Below are 19541 nucleotides of genomic sequence, written 5' to 3' on the forward strand. Positions count from 1 at the left end.
GAGAAAAGCTGGTCGAAGACGCCAGCACGCTGACCCGCCGGGGCAACCCGGCGCCCCTCGATACGGAGATGAAACGCAATGCAAGACGTAGTGATTGTTGCCGCCCGCCGCACTGCCATCGGTAACTTCGGTGGTTCGCTTGCCAAGATTCCCGCCCCGGAGCTGGGCGCTACCGTAATCAAGGCTCTGCTGGAAGACACCGGCCTCGCACCGGAACAGGTCTCCGAAGTCATCCTCGGCCAGGTGCTCACCGCCGGCTCCGGCCAGAACCCGGCCCGCCAAGCGCTGATCAAGGCCGGCCTGCCGGTCACCACCCCGGCCACCACGCTGAACGTGGTGTGCGGCTCCGGTCTGCGCGCCACCCACCTGGCCGCCCAGGCGATCGCCAACGGCGACGCCGAGATCGTCATCGCCGGCGGTCAGGAAAGCATGAGCCTGTCGCCGCACATCCTGCCGGGTTCGCGCGACGGCTTCCGCATGGGCAACGCCACGCTTATCGACACCATGGTCTACGACGGTCTGACCGACGTGTACAACCAGTACCACATGGGCATCACCGCCGAGAACATCGCCGAGAAATACGGCATCAGCCGTGAAGAGCAAGACCAGCTGGCGGTGACCTCGCAGAACCGCGCCGAAGCTGCTCAAGCCGCCGGCAAGTTCGACGCCGAAATCGTGCCGGTGCTGGTACCGCAGCGCAAGGGCGACCCGGTTGCGTTCACCCGCGACGAGTTCATCAAGCAGGGCGCCACGCAGGAAGGCCTCGCCAAGCTGCGTGCGGCGTTCAAGAAGGACGGCACCGTCACCGCCGGCAACGCCTCGGGCCTGAACGACGGCGCCGCCGCGGTGCTGATGATGTCGGCCGCCAAGGCGAAAGAACTGGGCCTGAAGCCGCTGGCGGTGGTACGCGGCTACGCGCTGTCCGGTTGCGCGCCGGAAATCATGGGCATGGGCCCGGTCAGCGCCACCCGCAAGGCACTGGCCAAGGCCGGCTGGAGCGTCGAAGACCTCGACCTGATCGAGGCCAACGAGGCGTTTGCCGCGCAGGCGCTCGGCGTGACCCGCGAGCTGAAGTGGGACCTGAACAAGGTCAACGTGAACGGCGGCGCGATCGCGCTCGGTCACCCGATCGGCGCGTCGGGCGCCCGCGTGCTGGTCAGCCTGCTGCACGAAATGCAGCGCAGCGACGCGAAGAAGGGCCTGGCCACGCTGTGCATCGGCGGCGGCATGGGCGTGGCACTGGCGGTCGAGCGCGTCTAAGCTCGACCCTCTGCAACAAAGAAACCGGGACGCAAGGTCCCGGTTTTTGTTTGTCCGTTTTGCAGCGAGCGCTTCGGCCTAGCCGGCTGCCGGCTTTACAGCCGCTCAAGAACGCCCCTACTTCACTCGTCGAACCGCGGCTCGCAGCGCACCTCGCTCTTCACCGAGTTGGCGATGAAGCAGGCCTCGTGCGCCTTGTGGTGCAGGGCCTCCACCTCTTCGCGGCTCGGCCGATCCGGGCCGGCGAACACCACCCTCGGCCGCAGCGTCACCAACGTCATCGCGAGCTTCTTCTCCGCGTTGCGAGCCATCTTGCCGACCGCCTCGTCCTGATAGCTGTCCACCGCCCAGCCCTGCTCCACGGCCAGCGACAGAAACCACAGCATGTGGCAGCTCGACAGCGAGGCGACGAACGCCTCCTCGGGGTCGACCGCCGCTTCGTTCGAATACGGCAGCGGCACGACGTGCGGCGACGACGAGGCCGGTACCTCGAGGCCACCGTCGAAGCGCCAGACGTGGGCGCGGCTGTAGCGGTTGTCGGTGAAAGTCTGTCCGTCGCGCTGCCAGGCGACGGTGGCGGTGTAGGAGGCCATGCGGGATTCCGTTCGGTAAAGCCGGCGACAGTGCCGGTTACCACGTTAGCATGAAAAAAGGTTGGCCGAACCCGGTTCAGGGGTTCGGCCAACCTTGATAGCGTCTGGCGGCAAGTTTTGCCGCCCTGCCCCGCTCTCTACACCGACAGGTAGGACGACTGCTTCAGGCCGCGGCAGAACTCGGCGAAGTAGACGTTGCGCTCGTCGGTGGACAGCTGCGCGGCGCGCGCCTTTTCCTCGTAGCGGTTGAGGATTTCCTCCGGCGACAGGTGCACGTAGCGCAGCATGTCCTCGATGGTGTCGTGTTCCTCGATGCCGGAGAACTCCAGCTTGCCGCCTTCGCGCACGTAGACGTTGGCCGAATCGGTGTCGCCGAACAGGTTGTGCATGTCACCGAGGATTTCCTGGTAGGCGCCGACCAGGAACACCGCGACCAGATACTCCTCGCCCGGGGCGACCGCATGCACCGACATGCTCGACTCGATGCTCTGCTGATCGACGTACTGCTTCACCTTGCCGTCCGAGTCGCAGGTCAGATCCTGCAGCACCGCACGGCGGGTCGGTTGCTCGGTCAGGCGGTGGACCGGCATGATCGGCAGGATCTGGTCGATCGCCCAGGTATCCGGCAGACTCTGGAACACCGAGAAGTTGCAGAAGTACTTGTCGGCGAGCTTGTCGGTCAGCTCGTCGAACACCTGGCGCTGCGAGCGCTGGCTGGCGGTCAGCTGGCTGTGCAGGCGGCGGCACAGCGCGGCGTGCACCTGTTCGGCCAAGGCCTTTTCCTTCAGCGTGATGCGGCCTTCGGAGTACAGGTCGGACACGTCGGCGATGTAGTGGCTGGCGCGGTAGTAGGTCTCGGTGACCATGTCGGCGTCGGCCAGGTTCATCAGCTCGAACAGCTTCTTCACCGGCTTGGCGAGCTCGCTTGGGTCGTCGACTTCCGGTACGGTTTCCGGCAGGCGCTCGACATCGGTCACGTTCATGATCAGCACCGCGTGGTGCGCGGTCATCGCACGGCCGGACTCGGACAGGATGCGCGGGTGCGGGATGTCGTTCTCGTCGCAGAACTCGGCCAGCATCGACACGATCACGCTGGCGTACTCGTCCATGTCGTAGTTGATCGAGCTGTCATTGCGCGAGTGGGTGCCGTCGTAGTCGACGCCCAGGCCGCCGCCGACGTCGACGTGGTCGATCGGCATCCCCAGCGAGCGCAGCTCGGCGAAGTAGCGGATCGCCTCGCGGAAGCCGGCACGGTAGTCGCCGATATTGGCGATCTGCGAGCCCATATGGAAGTGCATCAGCCGCACGCAATCGCTCATGCCGACGGCGGCCAGCTTGTCGGTAACCGAGATCAGCTGCGCGGCCGACAGGCCGAACTTGCCCTTGTCGCCGCCGGTATCGGCCCACTTGCTCGACGCCAGCGACGACAGCCGCACGCGCACGCCGACGGTCGGCCGAACGCCGAGCCGCGCCGATTCCTCGATCACCAGATCGACCTCGGACTCCTTCTCGATCACGATGAACACCTGGTGGCCGAGCTTCTGGCCGATCAGCGCGAGGCGAATGAAGTCGCGGTCCTTGTAGCCGTTGCAGACGATGGTACCGCCCTTCGGCGCCAGCGCCAGCACCGCCATCAGTTCCGGCTTGGAGCCGGCCTCGAGACCGATCGACACGTCCTGGGTGGCGATGATGCTCTTCACCACCGCCTCCTGCTGGTTCACCTTGATTGGGTAGATCGCGGTGTAGCGGTTGCCGTAGCCGATCTGGGCGATCGCGTTGTCGAAGGCACGGCACAGCCGGGTGACGCGGTCCTGCAGGATGTCCGGGAAGCGCACCAGCAGGGGCAGGTCGAGACCCTTGTCGCCGAGCGTGTGCGCCAGCTCGTACAGGTCGATCTCGCGCGCCTCGCGCGTGTTCGGCTTCACCATCACCCGGCCGTCGTCCCCGACGTCGAAGTAACCCGATCCCCAATGCCGGATGCCGTACAGGCTCCGGCTGTCAGCCACAGTCCATGCCATGAGTATTCCTCAAGATAAAGCAGTAGAAATCACGCCCCTTAGTGCACGGCTGCGGGCCAACGTTTGCCAAGGATGTCGGGGCGATGCAATGCAGGTTGCACTGCACTATAGAAAATCTGAATGAGGGCGGATTTTAGGCAGCAAGGGGGGTGAGGACAAGTGAAATTTTCGGCTGTCCAATTTAATGAACAGCCTAGCAAATCAAGGCTTTAGAAGGGGTCGGGCAATCCGGCTTGACGTTGGCAAAACTGCAAAAAAATCAGTCGTCAACCGGCAGATTTCCCGGCCAGGCCGTCATCGCATCGCAACACAGTGTGTGGAAAATTTTAGACGGCCGGCAAAACAACGCTAAGCCGCTGATTTTCATATCATATTATCTCGACATTAAGCGTATACCGCAAACAAAAAACCACCAAGCTGCTGAATATTAATGATTTTTTCACAAACAACGGGTAGCATGACACCATCTTCATCACCAACAGGACCCGCATGTTTACGCTGCGCCACGACCCGACCCGCCCCACCCACGACCGTCAGCAATCGCCTGACAACTATCTGTTCACCGCCCCCCTCCAGCTTGCCGCCCGTGTCAGCCTGTATGCCATGCTGATCGGCGCCTTCGGCTCCAGCCGCGAAGTGTCCCGTTCCGAGCCGCGTTCCCGCCGCGAGCAGCACGACTACTGAACTCCCCAAGGTTTGCCCCGCAGGACCGCCTTTCCCTAGCGTAGCGCCCAAGCAAAAAGCCGGTGACCCCGACGCTTGCATCGGACTCACCGGCTTTGTGTTCTCTGGCGCTTAGACCCAACGATGGGCCGACGCACCGAACCCGCTAGAAGTAGTCGCGCAGGCGGTAGTAGGCCATGCCCAGCACCAGCGCCGGGGTGCGCAGCAACGGCCCACCCGGGAAGTTGCGATGGCGCAGCTTCTCAAAGAGATCCAGCCGCCCGGTACAGCCGGCGATCGCCTCGGCCACTACCTTGCCGGCGAGACCGGTGATGTTGACGCCGTGACCGGAGAAACCCTGCAGATAGTAGATGTTGGTCGACAGCCGGCCGAAGTCCGGCGCGCGGTTCAGGGTGATGTCGCAGTAGCCGCCCCAGGCGTAGTCGATCTTCACATCGGCCAGTTGTGGGAACACCCGCAGCATGTCCTTGCGCATCGCCTCGGCCAGATGGTGCGGCTCGCGGCCGGAGTAGCTGACCTTGCCGCCGAACAGCAGGCGGTGGTCGGCCGACAGCCGGTAGTAATCGAGTACGAAATTGGTGTCGCACACCGCCATATTGTTGGCGATCAGGCTCTTCGCCCGCGCCTCGCCCAGCGGTTCGGTGGCGATCACGTAGGTGCCGGCCGGCATGATGCGCCGGTCGAGCGACGGCACCAGCTTGCCGATGTACGAGTTACACGCCAGCACTACCTCGCTGCAGGTGACCACGCCGTGCTCGGTGACGACGCGCGGCCGGCCGCCCTGCTCCAGCTTCAGCACCGGCGAATTTTCAAAGATCACCACGCCGGCCTCTTCGGCGGCGCGCGCGAGACCGAGGTTGTAGTTGAGCGGATGGATATGGCCGGAGAAGCTGTCGAACAGACCACCCTGGTAACGCTCCGAGCCGAGCTGCCGGCGCAGCGTCGTCTTGTCCCACAGCGTCAGGTGGCGGTAGCCGTAGCGCGTGGCCGCCTCCTCACACCAGTCTTCCAGCTCGCCCATCTGGCTGGGTTTGACCGCCACGCTGGCGAAGCCACGCACCCAGTCGCAGGCTATCGCGTGTTGTTTGACGCGCTGGTCGATGATGTCGACCGCCTCCACCGACATGTCCCACATCGCACGGGCCATCTCGTCGCCGAGCTGGCCGCGGATGGTGTCGATGTCGCAGGCGTAGCCGGCGATCACCTGGCCGCCGTTGCGACCGGAGGCACCGAAGCCGATCCGCGAACCCTCGAGCAGCATCACCTTGAAGCCCTTTTCGGCCAGGTTGAGCGCGGCCGAGATCCCGGACAGGCCGCCCCCCACCACACAGACATCGCACGACACACCCCCCTTCAGCTCCGAGTGCAACGGCCATGGGACGGCGGTCGCGGCGTAATACGATGGGGCATGGGGCTGGCGGGCGAAGTCGAGCATAAGCACCTCAAGGTTGGGAATCGGACGGATCAGGGAATGGTCAGGCTCACTACGGTTTCCTCGCGCGCGGCATGAGATGAACGCCGCAACAAGGTTGGCCGAAAGCGGCGCAGGCCGCCCTCGAAAGAATCGAACGGCACGGACCAAAGCCCGCGCCGTCGTTACAGCTCAGTACTGTTTATTTTACGCCAGGCTGACGGCGGGCTTGCCGCTGCCGGCGCCGTCCTTCTGCTCGGCGTCGTTGCCGCGCATCGCGGCGGCGATCGCCTTATCGCGTTTGCGCTGCGCACTCATCATCAGGTAGTTGGCGACGATGACGATGGTGCCGACCACCAGCACGGTGATCGTGGCCAGCGCGTTGATTTCCGGGTTGAGGCCCAGGCGCACCTTGGAGAAGATCACCTGCGGCAGCGTGGTCGAACCAGGGCCGGACAGGAAGGCGGTAGTCACCAGGTCGTCGAGCGACAGGGTCACCGACAGCAAGAAGCCCGACGCGATCGCCTGCGACACCAGCGGCAGCGTGATCTTGAAGAAGATCTTCATCGGCCTGGCACCCAGGTCCATCGCCGCATCCTCCAGCGACTGGTCGATCTCAAGCAGGCGCGAACGCACCACCACCGACACGTAGGCCATGCACAGCGTGGTGTGGCCGATCCAGATGGTGAAGAAACCGCGCTCGGACGGCACGCCGAAGAACTGCTGCATCGAGATGAACAACAGCAGCATCGACAGGCCGGTGATCACCTCGGGCATCACCATCGGTGCCGTCATCATGCCGGCGAACAAGGTGCTGCCGCGAAAGCGCTTGAAGCGTGCCAGCACGAAGCCGGCCACCGTGCCAAGGATCACCGCGGCCAGGGCGCTCGCCAGCGCGATCTTCGCCGACAGCAGCACCGCCGAGATGATCTGCTCGTTCTGGAACAGCGAGCTGTACCAGCGGGTGGAAAAGCCCCCCCACACCGTCACCAGCTTCGATGCGTTGAACGAATAGACGATCAGGCTGAGGATCGGGACGTAAAGGAACAGATAGCCCAGCGTCAGCACGCCCTTCAGGAACCAGGACAGACGGCCGTCGTTATACATGTTTCTCTCCCTGCAACTCGCGGGTCTCGAAGCGATGGAACAGCGCGATCGGCACGATCAGCAACAGCACCATGAAGGTCGCCACCGCCGAGGCCATCGGCCAGTTGTTGTTGTCGAAGAACTCGTTCCAGAGCACCTTGCCGATCATCAGCGTTTCCGAGCCGCCGACCAGTTCCGGGATCACGAACTCGCCGACCGCCGGGATGAACACCATCATCGCGCCGGCGATGATGCCGTTTTTCGACAGCGGCAGGGTGATCTTCCAGAACGCCTTCAGCGGCCTCGCGCCCAGATCGTTGGCGGCTTCGAGCAGTCGCAGGTCCATCTTCACCAAGTGCGAATAGAGCGGCAGGATCATGAACGGCAGGTAGGCGTACACCATCACCAGATACAGCGAGAAGTCGTTGTGGAACAGCTGCAACGGCTCGTGCACGATCCCGGTCGCCATCAGGAACTGGTTGATTAGGCCGTTCTGGTTCAAGAGCCCCATCCAGGCATACACCCGCAGCAGGAACGAGGTCCAGAACGGCAACATCACCGCCAGCAGCAGGCCATTGCGGATCTCCGGACGGGCCCGGGCGATCGCGTAGGCAATCGGATAACCGATCAACAGACAGAACACGGTGGTGACGAACGCCACCCGCAGGGATGACAAATAGGTGTCGGCGTACAGCGCGTCGCTCAGGATGAACTGGAAGTTCGCTAGGTTGAGCGCGATGTTCAGCGTACCGTCGTCGCCGAAGTTCATCAGGTGGGTAAACGGCGGGATCGCGATGTCCTGCGCCGCGAAGCTGATCTTCAGCACGATCAGGAACGGGATCAGGAAGAACACCACCAGCCAGACGTAGGGCAGGCTGATCACCGCGCCGCGGCCCGGCTTGACGCGTTTGAAGAGACGTTTGAGGTCCATGGTTCTCTCCTTGCGCTTAGCGGGTCAGCACGACCGGCAGGTCGGAGCGCCAGCTGACGAACACCGGGTCACCCCAGGTCGGCGGCTCCTCGCCGGCCTCGTACCAGCGCGACGACGGCACCGTCGACTTCACCACCTTGCCGGTGGCGAGCTTGACGTGATAGATCGAGAAGCTGCCCAAGTAAGCGATGTCCTCGACCTTGCCCTGCGCAGCGTTGTTGCCGGCCGACGGCGGGCGGCGGTCGAGCCGCACGTCTTCCGGGCGGATGCTGGTCCACACCTCCATCCCCTTCGGGCCGGTGATGCCGTGGTCGATCAGGATGCGACTGCCGAGCTGCGCCGATTCGATCTCGACCCGATCCGGCTCGTCCACCACCACCTGCCCCGGGAACAGGTTGGTCTCGCCGATGAACTCGGCGGTGAAGCGACAGTTCGGGTATTCGTAGATTTCCGACGGGGTACCGACCTGCAGCAGCTGGCCCTCACTCATGATGCCGATCCGGGTGGCCATCGTCATCGCCTCTTCCTGGTCGTGCGTCACCATGATGCAGGTCACGCCGACCTTCTCCAGCGTGTTCACCAGTTCCAGCTGGGTCTGCTGGCGCAGCTTCTTGTCGAGCGCGCCGAGCGGCTCGTCGAGCAGCAGCATCTTCGGGCGCTTGGCGAGGCTGCGCGCCAGCGCGACGCGCTGCTGCTGGCCGCCTGACAGCTGGTAGGGCTTGCGCTTGGCGTACTTGCGCAACTGCACCAGATCGAGCATCTCCATCACCCGGGCGTTGATCTCGCCCTTGGGTAGCTTGTCCTGCACCAGGCCGAAGGCGATGTTCTCCTCCACCGACATGTGCGGGAACAGCGCGTAGCTCTGGAACATCATATTCATCGGGCGATCGTACGGCGCCAGCATGGTGACGTCCTGACCGTCCAGGATCACCTTGCCCGAGGTCGGGCGCTCCATGCCAGCGAGCATGCGCAACAGCGTCGACTTGCCGCAGCCGGAGCTGCCCAAGAGCGCGAAGATTTCATGCTGGCGGATGTTGAGGTCGACGTGGTCGACCGCGAGGTTGTCACCGAACTTCTTCACCAGACCGGCGATTTGCAGGTACGGGCGCTCGGTGGCGGTGGCCGCCGGGGCCGGTTTTACAGCTGCTTCCATCATGCTTTCTACTCCCTAAATCCCAAGGGCCAGCAACAACTAACCCTACACAGGCCGTTGCGACGGTGTCGCCAAAACGGTTCGGACGATTGTCCGGGTCGGTCAGCGCTGGCGCGCTTTATCGTTCCAGGTCATCCACGCCGCGGTGCGGACGCGGCAGGTTGCGGCCCTGACCGCTGCTCAGACGGTCGGCTGGCCGCAGCGGGTGCAGATAGGGGGCGGGAGGTGACGAAGCGATGACCGACGGGGCGTCGGGGGCAGACGAAAGCGGAAGCTGGCCTAGGGCCGAGCGGGCAGGATCGATCGTTGCGGAAACGTCGGCCGAAGGCTCGACGCGTCGCGATTTGCCCGGCCAGGCCGGCGGGCGATTCGAGCGGGGCGGGACCCGTAACATAGTGACTCCTCTTCTCCTTTGCAGTATCCCATCAGGGACTGCGCTCCACCGGCAGCGGCCGATACGGCGGCGCTGCATGCACGGTTCGTGTCTTGTTGTGGTGGCTGGTTTAGTTTCGTTGATGAAACCTGATTGAACACAGCTTATCCCACGTTTAATAAAATTGACAAGATAGAAACGCGTGCCCGACCGGATGGGGGCAAAGAAGGCAATACACCGCCCGAGATAGGATGACAGAGGGCCTTAAGTGCGCACCGAAGCGGCGAACAGGACAGGAAGCTGCCGACGGCCGTGTTTAATTAGTCAAACAACGCTTTCCAGCGTAGCCGGCTGTACGATGAACAGCTGGCTGCCCGGCTCGGTCTTGGCCGATTTCTTGGCGTCGGCCGCGGCCAGCGCCACGTCGTGATGCGAATGAAACTGTCCGGCGCGTACCAACAGTACGCCGATCGACACCGAGGTGAGCGGGAAAAAGCTGACCACGCCGTTGCGCCCGGCCACCTCGAAACCACCGGCCTCGCGGTGGCGCGGGTCGAAGTGCGACCACACCGCCCCGTCGAAACGCTGCAGCAGCCGCTGCAGCCGCGCCTGCCAGTCGAGACTCTGCATCAGCACCACGAAGTCGTCACCGCCGATATGGCCGATGAAGTCGCTGTGCGGATCCATTTCCTCGAGCAGCAGCTGCGCCAGCCGCAGGATCAGCCCGTCGCCGGCCGAATAGCCGTACAGGTCGTTGAACGGCTTGAAGTTGTCGAGGTCGGCGTACGCCACCACGAACGACTCGCCCGCCTCCAGCAGCCGGCTGATCGTCTCGTGGATCGGCACGTTGCCCGGCAGGCCGGTCAGCGGGTTGGCGTAACGCGCGGTCGAGATCTGCAGCTCGGTGACCCGGCGCATCAGCTCGAGACCGGTCCCCATGCCAAGGTAGTGGCCGTTCTCGGTGATGATGAAGCCGTCGACCAGATGATTGCGCTCGCCGGCCACCATCAGGTGCGACAGCTCGAGCAGCCCCAGCTCGGCCGACACCACCAGGGGCTGCGGGTCCATCAACAGCCGGCACGGCTTCTTGCCGTACAGCTCGCGGTTGAACGGGCGGGCGAAGCTCTCCAGAAAGTCCTGGCGGCGCAGCAGGCCGAGCGGCTGGCCGTGCTCGACCACCGGCAGCGCCATGCAGCCCGGATCGGTCGCAAAGCGCTGGTAGGCTACCTCGTTGGCCGCTTCCGGCGCCAGCGGTGTCAGCGCCACCGCCAGATCGCGTGCCACCGGCTGCTGCAGCGCGGCCCGGCGGCCGAGTTGGCCGAACTGCGGGCCGACGACGAGTTTGCGCGGCGGGTCGGGCTGTGGCGGCGCGATCAGGTAGCCCTGACCGTAACGCACCCCGAGCTTGCGTAGTGCCATCAGCTCGGCCGGCGTCTCGATGCCCTCGGCGACCAGCTTGGCGCCGGCGACGCGCGCCATGTCGAGCAAAGAGCGGACGAACTGCTCCTTCAGCGGGTCGCCGGCCAGATTCTGCACCAGGTACTTGTCGAGTTTGACCCACTCCGGCCGCAGTTCCGACCACATCCGCAGATTGGCGAAGCCCTCGCCCAGATCGTCGAGCGCCAGCGCATAGCCCTGCTCGCGCCAGCGCGCACCGGCCTCACGCAGCGCCTGGTAGCTGCTGTTCGGACGGTACTCGGTCAGCTCGACGATCACCCGCGACGCCGCCAGGCCGCTCCTCGCCTCGAACTCGGCCGCCGGCAGCGGCCCTTCGGCCAAGGTGTCGGGCAATAGGTTGAGAAACAACTGACCGGTCAGGCCCAGCTCGGCAAAGCGGCGCGCGGTGACGTCGCGGCAGGTGCGGTCCAGTTCGCGCGACAGACCACACGCTGCGGCCGCTTCAAAAAGCGCCAGCGGCGTCGATAGAGAACTATCTGGCGCCGGACGGATCAAGCCTTCATAGCCGACGATTTCGCCATTGCTCAGATCGGCGATAGGCTGAAACACCGGCGACAGACCGCGCTGCGAGATCAGGCGGTCCAGCTCCTGCTGAATGGGGGAAAGAATTGGCCGCAACGAGGGGCCGGCAAACGGGATTGGCGCGATGAGTTCCACAAGAATTCGTTCTAACCAGAAGTAAGCACCATGCTAGCAAGCGGGCATGACGTTCCGATGACGGGGCGATCGCCCGGCGCTGGCGTCTATGAATCGGGCAAGTCCTGCACAAGGGGACGCTGACATGCCATACGTCACTTACCATGGCCATCGGCTGTACTATGAGGAAAGCGGCCGCGGCGAGCGGCCCTTGCTGCTGCTCAACGGCTTGACCATGTCCACCGCCGGCTGGACGCTGCTGCTGCCGCGCCTCGAGGCGCGCTACCGGCTGATCCGGGTCGACCTGCTCGGCCAGGGCCAGAGCGACAAACCGCCCGGCGATGCCTACCCGCTACCCGAGCAGGCCCAACTGGTCGCCGGCCTGCTCGACACGCTGGCGATCGAGCGCTGCCACGTGGTTGGCCTGTCGTACGGCGGCATGGTCGCCCAGCACCTGGCGCACCTGCATCCCGCACGGATCGACCACTTGGTGCTGGCCGCCACCCTCGCCTGCTCCGACGCGGTCGACCAGGCGATCGCCGCCAGTTGGATCGCCGCCGCCGAAAGCGGCGGCATCGAGCTGCGCTTCGCGGTCAGCGTGCCCTGGCTGTTTTCCAGCCGCTTCCTTGCCAGCCATCCGGATCAGCTCAGCGAACTGAAGACCATGGCGACGCTGTTCGACTGGGACGCGGTACTGCGGCTGATAGCCGGCATGCGCGAGCACGACGCGCGCACTTGGCTGCCATCGATTGGCACGCCGACCCGGGTCATCGTCGGCAGCGAGGACCGCTTGACGCCGCAGCACCAATCGGAAATGCTGTCAACATACCTGCCGCACGCGCAGCTCACTCCTATCCCCGGCGCCGGACACGCGCTGCACCTCGAGGCGGTCGAACCGTTCGCCCGCCTGGTGATGGAGTTCTGCCCGGGCTAAGCACCACCCTGTCGAGGAACCTCGCATGAACCAACCCAACGTCTTGCTGAACGTCGATCCACGCGGCGTGGCGACCGTCACGCTCAACCGCGCCGAGCTACACAACGCCATCGACGACGACACCGCCAGCCTGCTCACTGCGACACTGGAAACCTTGGCCGAAGACGATAGCGTGCGCGTCGTGGTGCTGACTGGCCACGGGCTCAGTTTTTCGGCCGGCCATGACAGCGACTGGATGCGCCACATGGCGAGCTTCAGCGAAGACGAGCTGCGCCGCGACGCACAGCTGCTGGCCCGGCTGCTACGCGCGCTCGACACCCTGCCCAAGCCGACCATCGCCCGCATCCAGGGCTCGGCGTTCGGCCTGGGCGCGGGGCTGGTCGCCTGCTGCGACATTGCGATCGGCGCCTCCGAAGCGCTGTTCAGCTTCAATGAAGTGAAGCTCGGCGTGATCCCGGCGCTGTCGGCGCCGTACATCGTCCGCGCCATCGGCCCGCGCGCCACCCGCCGCTACTTCGTCAGCGCCGAGCGCTTCAACGCCGGCAAGGCCAAGCGCCTCGGCCTGCTGCACCAGGTGGTCGAACTCGACGAGCTCGACAGCGCGGTCGAGAACTGCGCCAGTCACCTGCTGATCAACGGCCCGCAGGCGATGCGCGAAGCCAAGCAATTGGTCGAGCTGATCGGCACACGCGAACTCGATGCCGCGCTGCTCGACGACACCATCGCCGCCATCGTACGGGTGCGCGCCAGCGAAGAGGGTCGCGAGGGCATTCACGCCTTCCTCGAACAACGCAAGCCGAGTTGGCTAGACTGAGAGCTTAGCCAAGCAGTAACGCCCGCCGCCGGCGGGCTTTTTTTACACGCTGACGTCATGTTCTTACAGGACTGCGGCGTCATCGCCTGTCGGCGCGCATTCTTGCTTAGACTGTCGGACATCACCCACCGCTTCGGACTGCCATGATTAGCGCTCTGCCCTTCGACGATTTCCTTGCCGCCACACTGCGCCAGCAGCCCCCACTGACCGCTCCGCTGGCGCTCGCCGAGCTGACGCTCTCCTGGCCCGAACCGGGCGTACTGCGCCTGACCCCCGCCACGTTGCCCGACGGCGCCGACCGGGTGCTGCTCAGCGCCGGGGTGCATGGTAACGAGACCGCGCCGATCGAGGTGCTGGCCGGCATTGTCGCCGACCTGCTGGCCGGCCGGCTGACGCTGGCGGTCGACCTGCTGGTGCTGTTCGGCAACCCGGACGCGATGCGCGCCGGCGAGCGCTACCTCGACTACGACATGAACCGGCTGTTCAACGGCGCCCACCGGCAGCAGCCCGCGGCGCGCGAAGCCGCCCGGGCGGCCCAATTGGAAGCGCAGGCCGACGCGTTCTTCGCGAACTGTCCGGCCAGCGCCCGCCGCCTTCACTACGACCTGCACACCGCGATCCGCGGCTCGGTCTATGAAAAGTTCGCGATCTACCCGTTCCTGCACGAGCGCGACTACAACCGCGAGCAGCTCGACTGGCTCGCCGCCTGCGGCGTCAACACCGTGCTACTGCACAGCGCGCCGGCCAACACCTTCAGCTACTACACCAGTCGTCACCACGGCGCCGACGCGTTCACGCTCGAGCTGGGCAAGGCCCGACCGTTCGGCGAGAACGAGCTCTCCCGCTTCGCCGGCATCGACGCCGCGTTGCGAGCACTGCTCAACGGCCAGCCGGCACCGCACGCCGGCGACGAGGCGCTGCGGCTGTTCCGTGCCAAGTACAACCTGATCAAGGCCAGCGACGCGTTCCGCCTGCATCTGGCCGACGACGTCGAAAACTTCACCGCCCTGCCCGACGGCTTCCTGATCGCCGAAGACGGCGCCACCCGCTACGTGGCTGCTGGCGGCGAGGAGCGCATCCTGTTCCCCAACCCCAAGGTGCAGAACGGCCTGCGCGCCGGCATCGTGGTCGAGCCGGTCACGCTATAGGCTTTTCGGCCAACCTGATGCTCATGAAAAAAGCCGGCAGATGCCGGCTTTTCCGCAATGAGGCCGAGGCTTACAGCTGGTTGAACAGATTCAATCCATGCACCTTCTGGAACACCAGCTGCGAATACTGCAACGAGGATTGCGCCATCAGCAGGTCGCTGCTGGCCTTGCCCATGTCCAGATCCTGCAGCCCGCTCAGTGTGGTTTTATACTGCAAGCCCACATCGGTGTCGTTGTTACGTACCGCTTCGCTCTGGTTCATCCTGGCACCGATCGACGCCTGCGCGGTCGACACCCGCTTCAAATTGTCGTCAAAACTGCTGATCACATTCGCGATCTGGGTGCCGTAATTGGCCGGTTTCGGGTTCTGTCCCAGCACCTGGATGAATTGCTGGACATCGTCGAAGATCTTGGTCGAGTTATTGGTAACCGCATCGCCGAACACCAGCGAGCCGACCTCGGTCACCGAAATCTGGCTGGACGGGCTGACCTGCACATCGCGCTGCCCGGTATCGCCCTGATAGGTAGTGGTCGTGCCGTTGACCACAAACGGCGCCTGATCGATGGCGTTGCCACCAAACAGATACTTCCCCTGGCCATCCCGGGTGTTGGCGTAGCCAACCAGCTCCTGGAAGCGCTGCTTGACCTCGGTCTGGATCATCCCCAACTGCGTGGTGTCGAGCGAACCGTTGCCAGCCTGTACCGCCAACGTCTTCAAGGTGCTGATCAGATCAGAGGTGCTCGACAGCGCCTGCTCGGACAGCGACAAGGACGAATCAACTGCCTTGGTGTTGTCGACAAACTGACTGTTGCGGCCGTCCGACTGGTTCAACTCAAGAATCCGCGCTGCCGCGATCGGGTCGTCGGACGGGTTGTTCACTCGCTTGCCCGATGAGATCTGCTGCTGCAGCTGCGACAGGTTCGACTGCCCCTGCATCATCGCGTTGGCGCCGAAGGTGTAGAAGGAATTGGTACTGACTCGCATCGGACTACTCCGTCAAATCCTAATCGTTAGCTGCCCAGGTTCAGGATGCGCCCGAATACGTCCTGAGCGATCGAAATCAGCTTGCTGGAAGCCTGGTAAGCCTGCTGGTAGCGCAACAGGTTGGCCGCCTCCTCGTCGAGGTTGACGCCCGACACCGACTCGCGGGTGTTGTTCACCTGTTTAAGAGTGTTGGTCTGCGCAGTCGACGCCGACTGCACCTGATTGGTGGAGCTACCGACGTAGCTAACCAGGCTCGAGTAGGCGTTCTGTACGCTACTCATCGTATTGGGGGCCGGAGGAACAGCAAATCGGTCGCTGTTGACGATCGGCTTGGTCTGCAGATTGGCCATCGCCAGCAGGTTGCCGTTGTCACCTTGGCCGATCGGTGCACCGTTCGGCACAACGGTGAACGCCATGCCGGCACCCAACTGCCCGGACAGCTTGAACTCGATACCGATGTCCACCGGCGGCACTGCCGTGCTGACCAACTTGTAACCGTTAGATACGTTCGGGTTCGGCACCACGTTATAGGGGCCCGCAGCCGGACCACCGGTAATCGTCGCGGTGTTGGCCGTGCCGTCGATCTGGATATTGGTGATGCCCTGGCTCGGATGATTGGCCACGTTCGGCGCCACACCCGCATTCCAGCCGTAGTTGCTAGGCAAGGTGCTTGACACCCCGGTCAGCACGACGCCTCCCGAGGCTGCAGTGCTCTGCGGCTTCAGGTTGGACGCGAACGCCAGTTTGCTCGGGTCGGTAGTCAGCACCTGCAGCTGCTGCGTCGCGGCTGCCGGGTTGTTGGCGTAGCCCGACAGGTCGGTGAACATATTGGTGCCGGGATTGCCGTTGCTGTCGAGGCCGAGCTTGCTCTGATAGTTCATCGCCCCGGCGAAGTCGATCGCCAGGTTGCCTAGCCGGGCTTGAGCGTTCTTCAGCGTACCATCGCGGAAGGTGAACAAGCCGGTCAGCGAGCCACCATCGAGCGACTGGGGCCCCATCGTGGTAGTGCTGCCTTTCGAGTCTTTCAGCACCAGCTGCAGTTCCTGCGGGTTGCTCGGATCGGGGGCCGTATCCAGATGGTTGACCGCGTTGCCCTGCACCAGTGCCTGGCCGTTGCCGATGAACACGTTGTAGCTGCCGTCAGACTGCGGCACCACGCTGGCGCCGATCAGCTTGTTGAGTTCGAGCACGGCCTGGTCGCGCTGGTCCATCAGGTCGTTCGGAGCCGCCCCCTGCGCCTGCCCCGCCAGTGCGGCAATCTGCTGGTTCAGCTTGCCGACGGTATCGGCCAGGGTGTTGACATTGCCGACCGACGCCTGAATCTGGGTATTGACGCCGGCATGCAGTTCACGCAAGCGCGAATCGATCGACTGGAACTTGCTCGCCAGAGCCTGTGCCATATTGACCACGCTCTGCCGACCAGCCGCGACCGAAGGGTTGGCCGATTGCGCCTGAATACTGCTGTAGAAGCTCTGTAGGCTAGAGCTCAGGCCGTTGCTGCTGTCCGACATCGTGCTGTCGAGCTGATTGAGGAAGCTCAGCTGCGCTTGATAGTTGCCGTTCTGCGTGGTGGCATTCTGCACCTGGCGGTCCAGGTATTTGTCGTAGACGCGGTTGACCACATTCAGGTCGACCCCGGCGCCGAAAAACGAGGTACCGAGAGGCAGCGGGTTACGGTTCGACTGCTGCGTCACCTGGCGGTTGTAGCCCGGCGTGTTGACGTTGGCAATGTTGTTGCCAATGACGTTCAATGCGCCCTTGGCCGCGTTCAGGCCGCTGACGCCGATGCCAAAAATATCTAGTGCCATAATTCCTCACCCCTTTTGCGTTGTTATCGACCAACGCAGGAAAAGCTTGACCCCGCTCGCCCAATACGGACTCAGCTGCCGCTGGCTTTCGCTAGCAGCGTGCTGGCCACATCGGTCAGCTTCTTGGCGTAGCGCGGATCAGTCGCGTAACCGGCACTCTGCAGCCCTTGCGCGAAACCCTGCAGGTTCTGCCCCTGCCCCAGCACCGCCTTGTAGCGCGGATTGTCGGTCAGCAGTTTGGCGTAGTCGGCCATCGACTCGGCGTACGAGGCATAGGAGCGGAAACGCTCGACCTTCTTCTGCGGTGCACCATTCACGTATTCGGTGGTCAGCACGTCGACCGTCGGGCCATTCCAGCCACCGTTTGCCTTGATGCCGAACAGGTTATGGCTGTCGCGACCGTCGGCGTGCTTGATCGCGCGCTTACCCCAGCCACTTTCCAATGCCGCGTGCGCCACCACCAGTGCCGGCGCCACCCCCAGTTGGGCGGCGGCTTGGCGGGCATGCGGCAGCAGCGTCTTGACGAATTCACGGGCATCACCCGTCGCCAAGCTGCTGACCGCTCCCTCGCTGGCGCCGCTAGCAGAACCGACGTTGGCGCTGGCCTTCAGCGCCAGCGCCTGCAGGCGATCCTCGACGTTCGCCTTGCCACTGCGATAGGCGTTCGAGACCAGCGGCAGGGGGGCCAACACGGTATGGCCGGCGATGTCCTTGTCGGTCACGCCGGCGATCTGACCGATCTGACGCGCCAGCACCTCACCCAAGCCCACCCCGCCCGCCTGCGACAGCGACTGCACCATCTGCTGGTCGAACAAGCCCTGGTAGGTCTCCATATCGTTCGATTTCTCTTCGCCGTCGAACGAGGTCGAGCGCATCGCCTTGACCAGCGTATCGAGGAACAGCGCCTCGAACTGGCCGGCCACCTGCTTGATCGCGGCGCGCTGGTCTTTCGCCGCACTCGCCTGCAGGGTGTTGAGCGAGGTCGGATCGGCCGCCAGCGAGTTGCTGGCACCACTGGTGCGCGGAATGAACGAGGGCGCGGCAATACTCATGAAGCCTCCCGGGTCGGCTTGATGTGAGTTCGGCCAACCGTGGACAGATGGGGCCGGCAGCGAATGCCGGCCCGGGGTGGAAACGGGTTAAACGGGTTAGATGATCTGCAGCTCGGCGCGCAAGGCACCGGCCGCCTTCATCGCCTGCAGGATCGACACCAGGTCCTGCGGCGATGCGCCGACCGCGTTCAGGGCGTTCACCACCTGGTTCAGGTTGGCGCCACGCGGCAGGCTGACCACGCGGTTTTTCTGCTCTTCGACGCTGATTTCAGCCTTGTTGGTGGTGACGGTGCGGCCACCCGAGAACGGCGCCGGCTGGCTGACCTGTGGAGTGTTGCTAATCGAGACCGACAGATTGCCGTGCGACACCGCCACCGGATCGAGCGTGACCGCCTTGTTCATCACCACCGAGCCGGTACGGGCGTTGATGATCACCAGCGGTGAGACCTCGGCCGGGTCGACATGGATGTTTTCCAGACGGGCCAGGAACGACACGCGCTGGCTTGGCTCCTGCGGCGCGCGCACCTCGATCAGCCGGCCGTCGACAGCGCGGGCGGTGTCGTAGCCGAAGTTCTTGTTGATCGCCTGTACCGCGCGATTGGCGGTGGTGAAGTCGGACTCGGTCAGCTCCAGCTGCACCGTCGGTCCTTCGTTCAGGCCACTGGCGACCTCGCGCTCCACGGTGGCACCGTTCGGAATGCGCCCGGCGTTCAGCTGGTTGATCTGCACCTTGCTGCCGGCCGCCGACGCGCCGGCGCCGCCGATCACCACATTGCCTTGTGCCATCGCGTAGATCTGCCCGTCGGCGCCCTTCAGCGGCGACAGCAGCAGCGTGCCGCCGCGCAGGCTCTTGGCGTCGCCCATCGACGACACGGTGATGTCGATCGACTGACCGCGGCGCGCAAACGGCGGCAGCGTGGCGGTGATCATCGCTGCCGCGACATTTTTCGGGTCGATCCGGACGCCGGGCGGCACCTGGATGCCCAGCTGCGACAGCATGTTCGACATCGACAGCACGGTGAACGGCGACGAACTTTGCTTGTCGCCACTGCCATCGAGACCGACCACTAGGCCGTAGCCGACCAGCTGGTTGGAGCGCACGCCGCCGATGGTGGCGAGGTCCTTGATCCGCTCGGCCAAGGCCGGAGTGGACAGCGCAAGCGCGGCAAGCGCGAGGAAAACGTAACGTTTCATGGT

16 protein-coding genes are annotated in these 19541 nt (G+C 64.2%); 5 read left to right on the plus strand and 11 right to left on the minus strand.

Translation table 11 applies throughout. The annotated features are described in order from the left end of the window. Positions 1 to 78 precede the first annotated feature (78 nt). Positions 79 to 1260 carry an acetyl-CoA C-acetyltransferase gene (locus tag ACZ2IA_RS04810; protein WP_470291434.1) on the plus strand — a complete coding sequence of 394 codons (1182 nt, stop codon included), beginning with the start codon at positions 79 to 81 and terminating at the stop codon, positions 1258 to 1260. Positions 1261 to 1382: 122 nt separating this feature from the next. Here ACZ2IA_RS04810 and ACZ2IA_RS04815 read toward each other — a convergent pair whose 3' ends face one another. Both ACZ2IA_RS04815 and speA read right to left on the minus strand, forming a co-directional pair. Continuing rightward, positions 1383 to 1853 (minus strand): OsmC family protein, encoded by a 471-nt coding sequence (locus ACZ2IA_RS04815; RefSeq protein WP_470291435.1) that lies wholly within the window; start codon positions 1851 to 1853, stop codon positions 1383 to 1385. Between the two features lie 137 nt (positions 1854 to 1990). Next, positions 1991 to 3871 (minus strand): arginine decarboxylase, encoded by a 1881-nt coding sequence (gene speA, locus ACZ2IA_RS04820; RefSeq protein WP_470291436.1) that lies wholly within the window; start codon positions 3869 to 3871, stop codon positions 1991 to 1993. 489 nt (positions 3872 to 4360) lie between these two features. On the opposite strand from speA, the gene ACZ2IA_RS04825 reads away from it, so the two are divergent. Continuing rightward, the gene (locus ACZ2IA_RS04825; protein WP_470291437.1) at positions 4361 to 4555 is read left to right on the plus strand and encodes a hypothetical protein; all 195 of its coding nucleotides are present in this window, start codon (positions 4361 to 4363) and stop codon (positions 4553 to 4555) included. Positions 4556 to 4700: 145 nt separating this feature from the next. Here the strand turns inward: ACZ2IA_RS04825 and ACZ2IA_RS04830 are convergent, their stop codons facing one another. The 5 genes from ACZ2IA_RS04830 to ACZ2IA_RS04850 form a co-directional block, all read right to left on the minus strand. Further along, the gene (locus ACZ2IA_RS04830) at positions 4701 to 5996 is read right to left on the minus strand and encodes an NAD(P)/FAD-dependent oxidoreductase (RefSeq protein WP_470291438.1); all 1296 of its coding nucleotides are present in this window, start codon (positions 5994 to 5996) and stop codon (positions 4701 to 4703) included. A 177-nt stretch (positions 5997 to 6173) separates the two neighbouring features. Next, complete coding sequence (locus tag ACZ2IA_RS04835; RefSeq protein ID WP_470291439.1) at positions 6174 to 7073, minus strand: ABC transporter permease subunit; 900 nt, start codon at positions 7071 to 7073, stop codon at positions 6174 to 6176. Continuing rightward, complete coding sequence (locus ACZ2IA_RS04840; RefSeq protein WP_470291440.1) at positions 7066 to 7983, minus strand: ABC transporter permease subunit; 918 nt, start codon at positions 7981 to 7983, stop codon at positions 7066 to 7068. Before ACZ2IA_RS04840 ends, ACZ2IA_RS04835 begins: the two co-directional genes overlap by 8 nt. Before the next feature lie 16 nt (positions 7984 to 7999). Further along, on the minus strand, positions 8000 to 9139 hold the full coding sequence (locus ACZ2IA_RS04845) for an ABC transporter ATP-binding protein (protein WP_470291441.1): 1140 nt from the start codon (positions 9137 to 9139) through the stop codon (positions 8000 to 8002). Positions 9140 to 9833: 694 nt separating this feature from the next. Next, on the minus strand, positions 9834 to 11624 hold the full coding sequence (locus ACZ2IA_RS04850) for an EAL domain-containing protein (RefSeq protein ID WP_470291442.1): 1791 nt from the start codon (positions 11622 to 11624) through the stop codon (positions 9834 to 9836). Between the two features lie 124 nt (positions 11625 to 11748). Here ACZ2IA_RS04850 and ACZ2IA_RS04855 point away from each other — a divergent pair, with 124 nt between their 5' ends. The 3 genes from ACZ2IA_RS04855 to astE all read left to right on the plus strand — a co-directional run bounded on the left by ACZ2IA_RS04855 (position 11749) and on the right by astE (position 14499). Next, on the plus strand, positions 11749 to 12537 hold the full coding sequence (locus ACZ2IA_RS04855; RefSeq protein WP_470291443.1) for an alpha/beta fold hydrolase: 789 nt from the start codon (positions 11749 to 11751) through the stop codon (positions 12535 to 12537). 25 nt (positions 12538 to 12562) lie between these two features. After that, positions 12563 to 13351, plus strand: coding sequence for an enoyl-CoA hydratase-related protein (locus ACZ2IA_RS04860; protein ID WP_470291444.1), 789 nt, complete (start codon positions 12563 to 12565; stop codon positions 13349 to 13351). A 143-nt stretch (positions 13352 to 13494) separates the two neighbouring features. Then, positions 13495 to 14499, plus strand: coding sequence for a succinylglutamate desuccinylase (gene astE, locus ACZ2IA_RS04865; protein ID WP_470291445.1), 1005 nt, complete (start codon positions 13495 to 13497; stop codon positions 14497 to 14499). Positions 14500 to 14569: 70 nt separating this feature from the next. Here the strand turns inward: astE and flgL are convergent, their stop codons facing one another. From flgL to ACZ2IA_RS04885, 4 genes are all read right to left on the minus strand, one after another. After that, positions 14570 to 15484 (minus strand): flagellar hook-associated protein FlgL, encoded by a 915-nt coding sequence (gene flgL, locus ACZ2IA_RS04870; RefSeq protein ID WP_470291446.1) that lies wholly within the window; start codon positions 15482 to 15484, stop codon positions 14570 to 14572. Positions 15485 to 15510: 26 nt separating this feature from the next. Then, positions 15511 to 17292, minus strand: a complete 1782-nt coding sequence (flgK, locus tag ACZ2IA_RS04875) for a flagellar hook-associated protein FlgK (protein ID WP_470291447.1) — start codon at positions 17290 to 17292, stop codon at positions 15511 to 15513. Positions 17293 to 17363: 71 nt separating this feature from the next. Further along, on the minus strand, positions 17364 to 18344 hold the full coding sequence (gene flgJ / locus ACZ2IA_RS04880) for a flagellar assembly peptidoglycan hydrolase FlgJ (RefSeq protein WP_470291448.1): 981 nt from the start codon (positions 18342 to 18344) through the stop codon (positions 17364 to 17366). A gap of 96 nt (positions 18345 to 18440) precedes the next feature. Beyond that, a complete protein-coding gene (locus ACZ2IA_RS04885) occupies positions 18441 to 19538 on the minus strand; it encodes a flagellar basal body P-ring protein FlgI (RefSeq protein WP_470291449.1) in 1098 nt (365 codons plus the stop codon). Positions 19539 to 19541 lie beyond the last annotated feature (3 nt).

It is taken from the genome of Crenobacter sp. CS_VA4, from assembly GCF_055597485.1.

Excerpts from the sequence above, each read along its gene's own strand:
- flgK (WP_470291447.1), bottom strand. The coding sequence starts at position 17,292 with ATGGCACTAGATATTTTTGGCATCGGCGTCAGCGGCCTGAACGCGGCC.
- ACZ2IA_RS04810 (WP_470291434.1), top strand. The coding sequence starts at position 79 with ATGCAAGACGTAGTGATTGTTGCCGCCCGCCGCACTGCCATCGGTAAC.
- ACZ2IA_RS04860 (WP_470291444.1), top strand. The coding sequence starts at position 12,563 with ATGAACCAACCCAACGTCTTGCTGAACGTCGATCCACGCGGCGTGGCG.
- speA (WP_470291436.1), bottom strand. The coding sequence starts at position 3,871 with ATGGCATGGACTGTGGCTGACAGCCGGAGCCTGTACGGCATCCGGCAT.
- ACZ2IA_RS04845 (WP_470291441.1), bottom strand. The coding sequence starts at position 9,139 with ATGATGGAAGCAGCTGTAAAACCGGCCCCGGCGGCCACCGCCACCGAG.
- ACZ2IA_RS04855 (WP_470291443.1), top strand. The coding sequence starts at position 11,749 with ATGCCATACGTCACTTACCATGGCCATCGGCTGTACTATGAGGAAAGC.
- ACZ2IA_RS04840 (WP_470291440.1), bottom strand. The coding sequence starts at position 7,983 with ATGGACCTCAAACGTCTCTTCAAACGCGTCAAGCCGGGCCGCGGCGCG.
- flgJ (WP_470291448.1), bottom strand. The coding sequence starts at position 18,344 with ATGAGTATTGCCGCGCCCTCGTTCATTCCGCGCACCAGTGGTGCCAGC.
- ACZ2IA_RS04825 (WP_470291437.1), top strand. The coding sequence starts at position 4,361 with ATGTTTACGCTGCGCCACGACCCGACCCGCCCCACCCACGACCGTCAG.
- flgL (WP_470291446.1), bottom strand. The coding sequence starts at position 15,484 with ATGCGAGTCAGTACCAATTCCTTCTACACCTTCGGCGCCAACGCGATG.
- ACZ2IA_RS04815 (WP_470291435.1), bottom strand. The coding sequence starts at position 1,853 with ATGGCCTCCTACACCGCCACCGTCGCCTGGCAGCGCGACGGACAGACT.
- ACZ2IA_RS04885 (WP_470291449.1), bottom strand. The coding sequence starts at position 19,538 with ATGAAACGTTACGTTTTCCTCGCGCTTGCCGCGCTTGCGCTGTCCACT.
- ACZ2IA_RS04835 (WP_470291439.1), bottom strand. The coding sequence starts at position 7,073 with ATGTATAACGACGGCCGTCTGTCCTGGTTCCTGAAGGGCGTGCTGACG.
- astE (WP_470291445.1), top strand. The coding sequence starts at position 13,495 with ATGATTAGCGCTCTGCCCTTCGACGATTTCCTTGCCGCCACACTGCGC.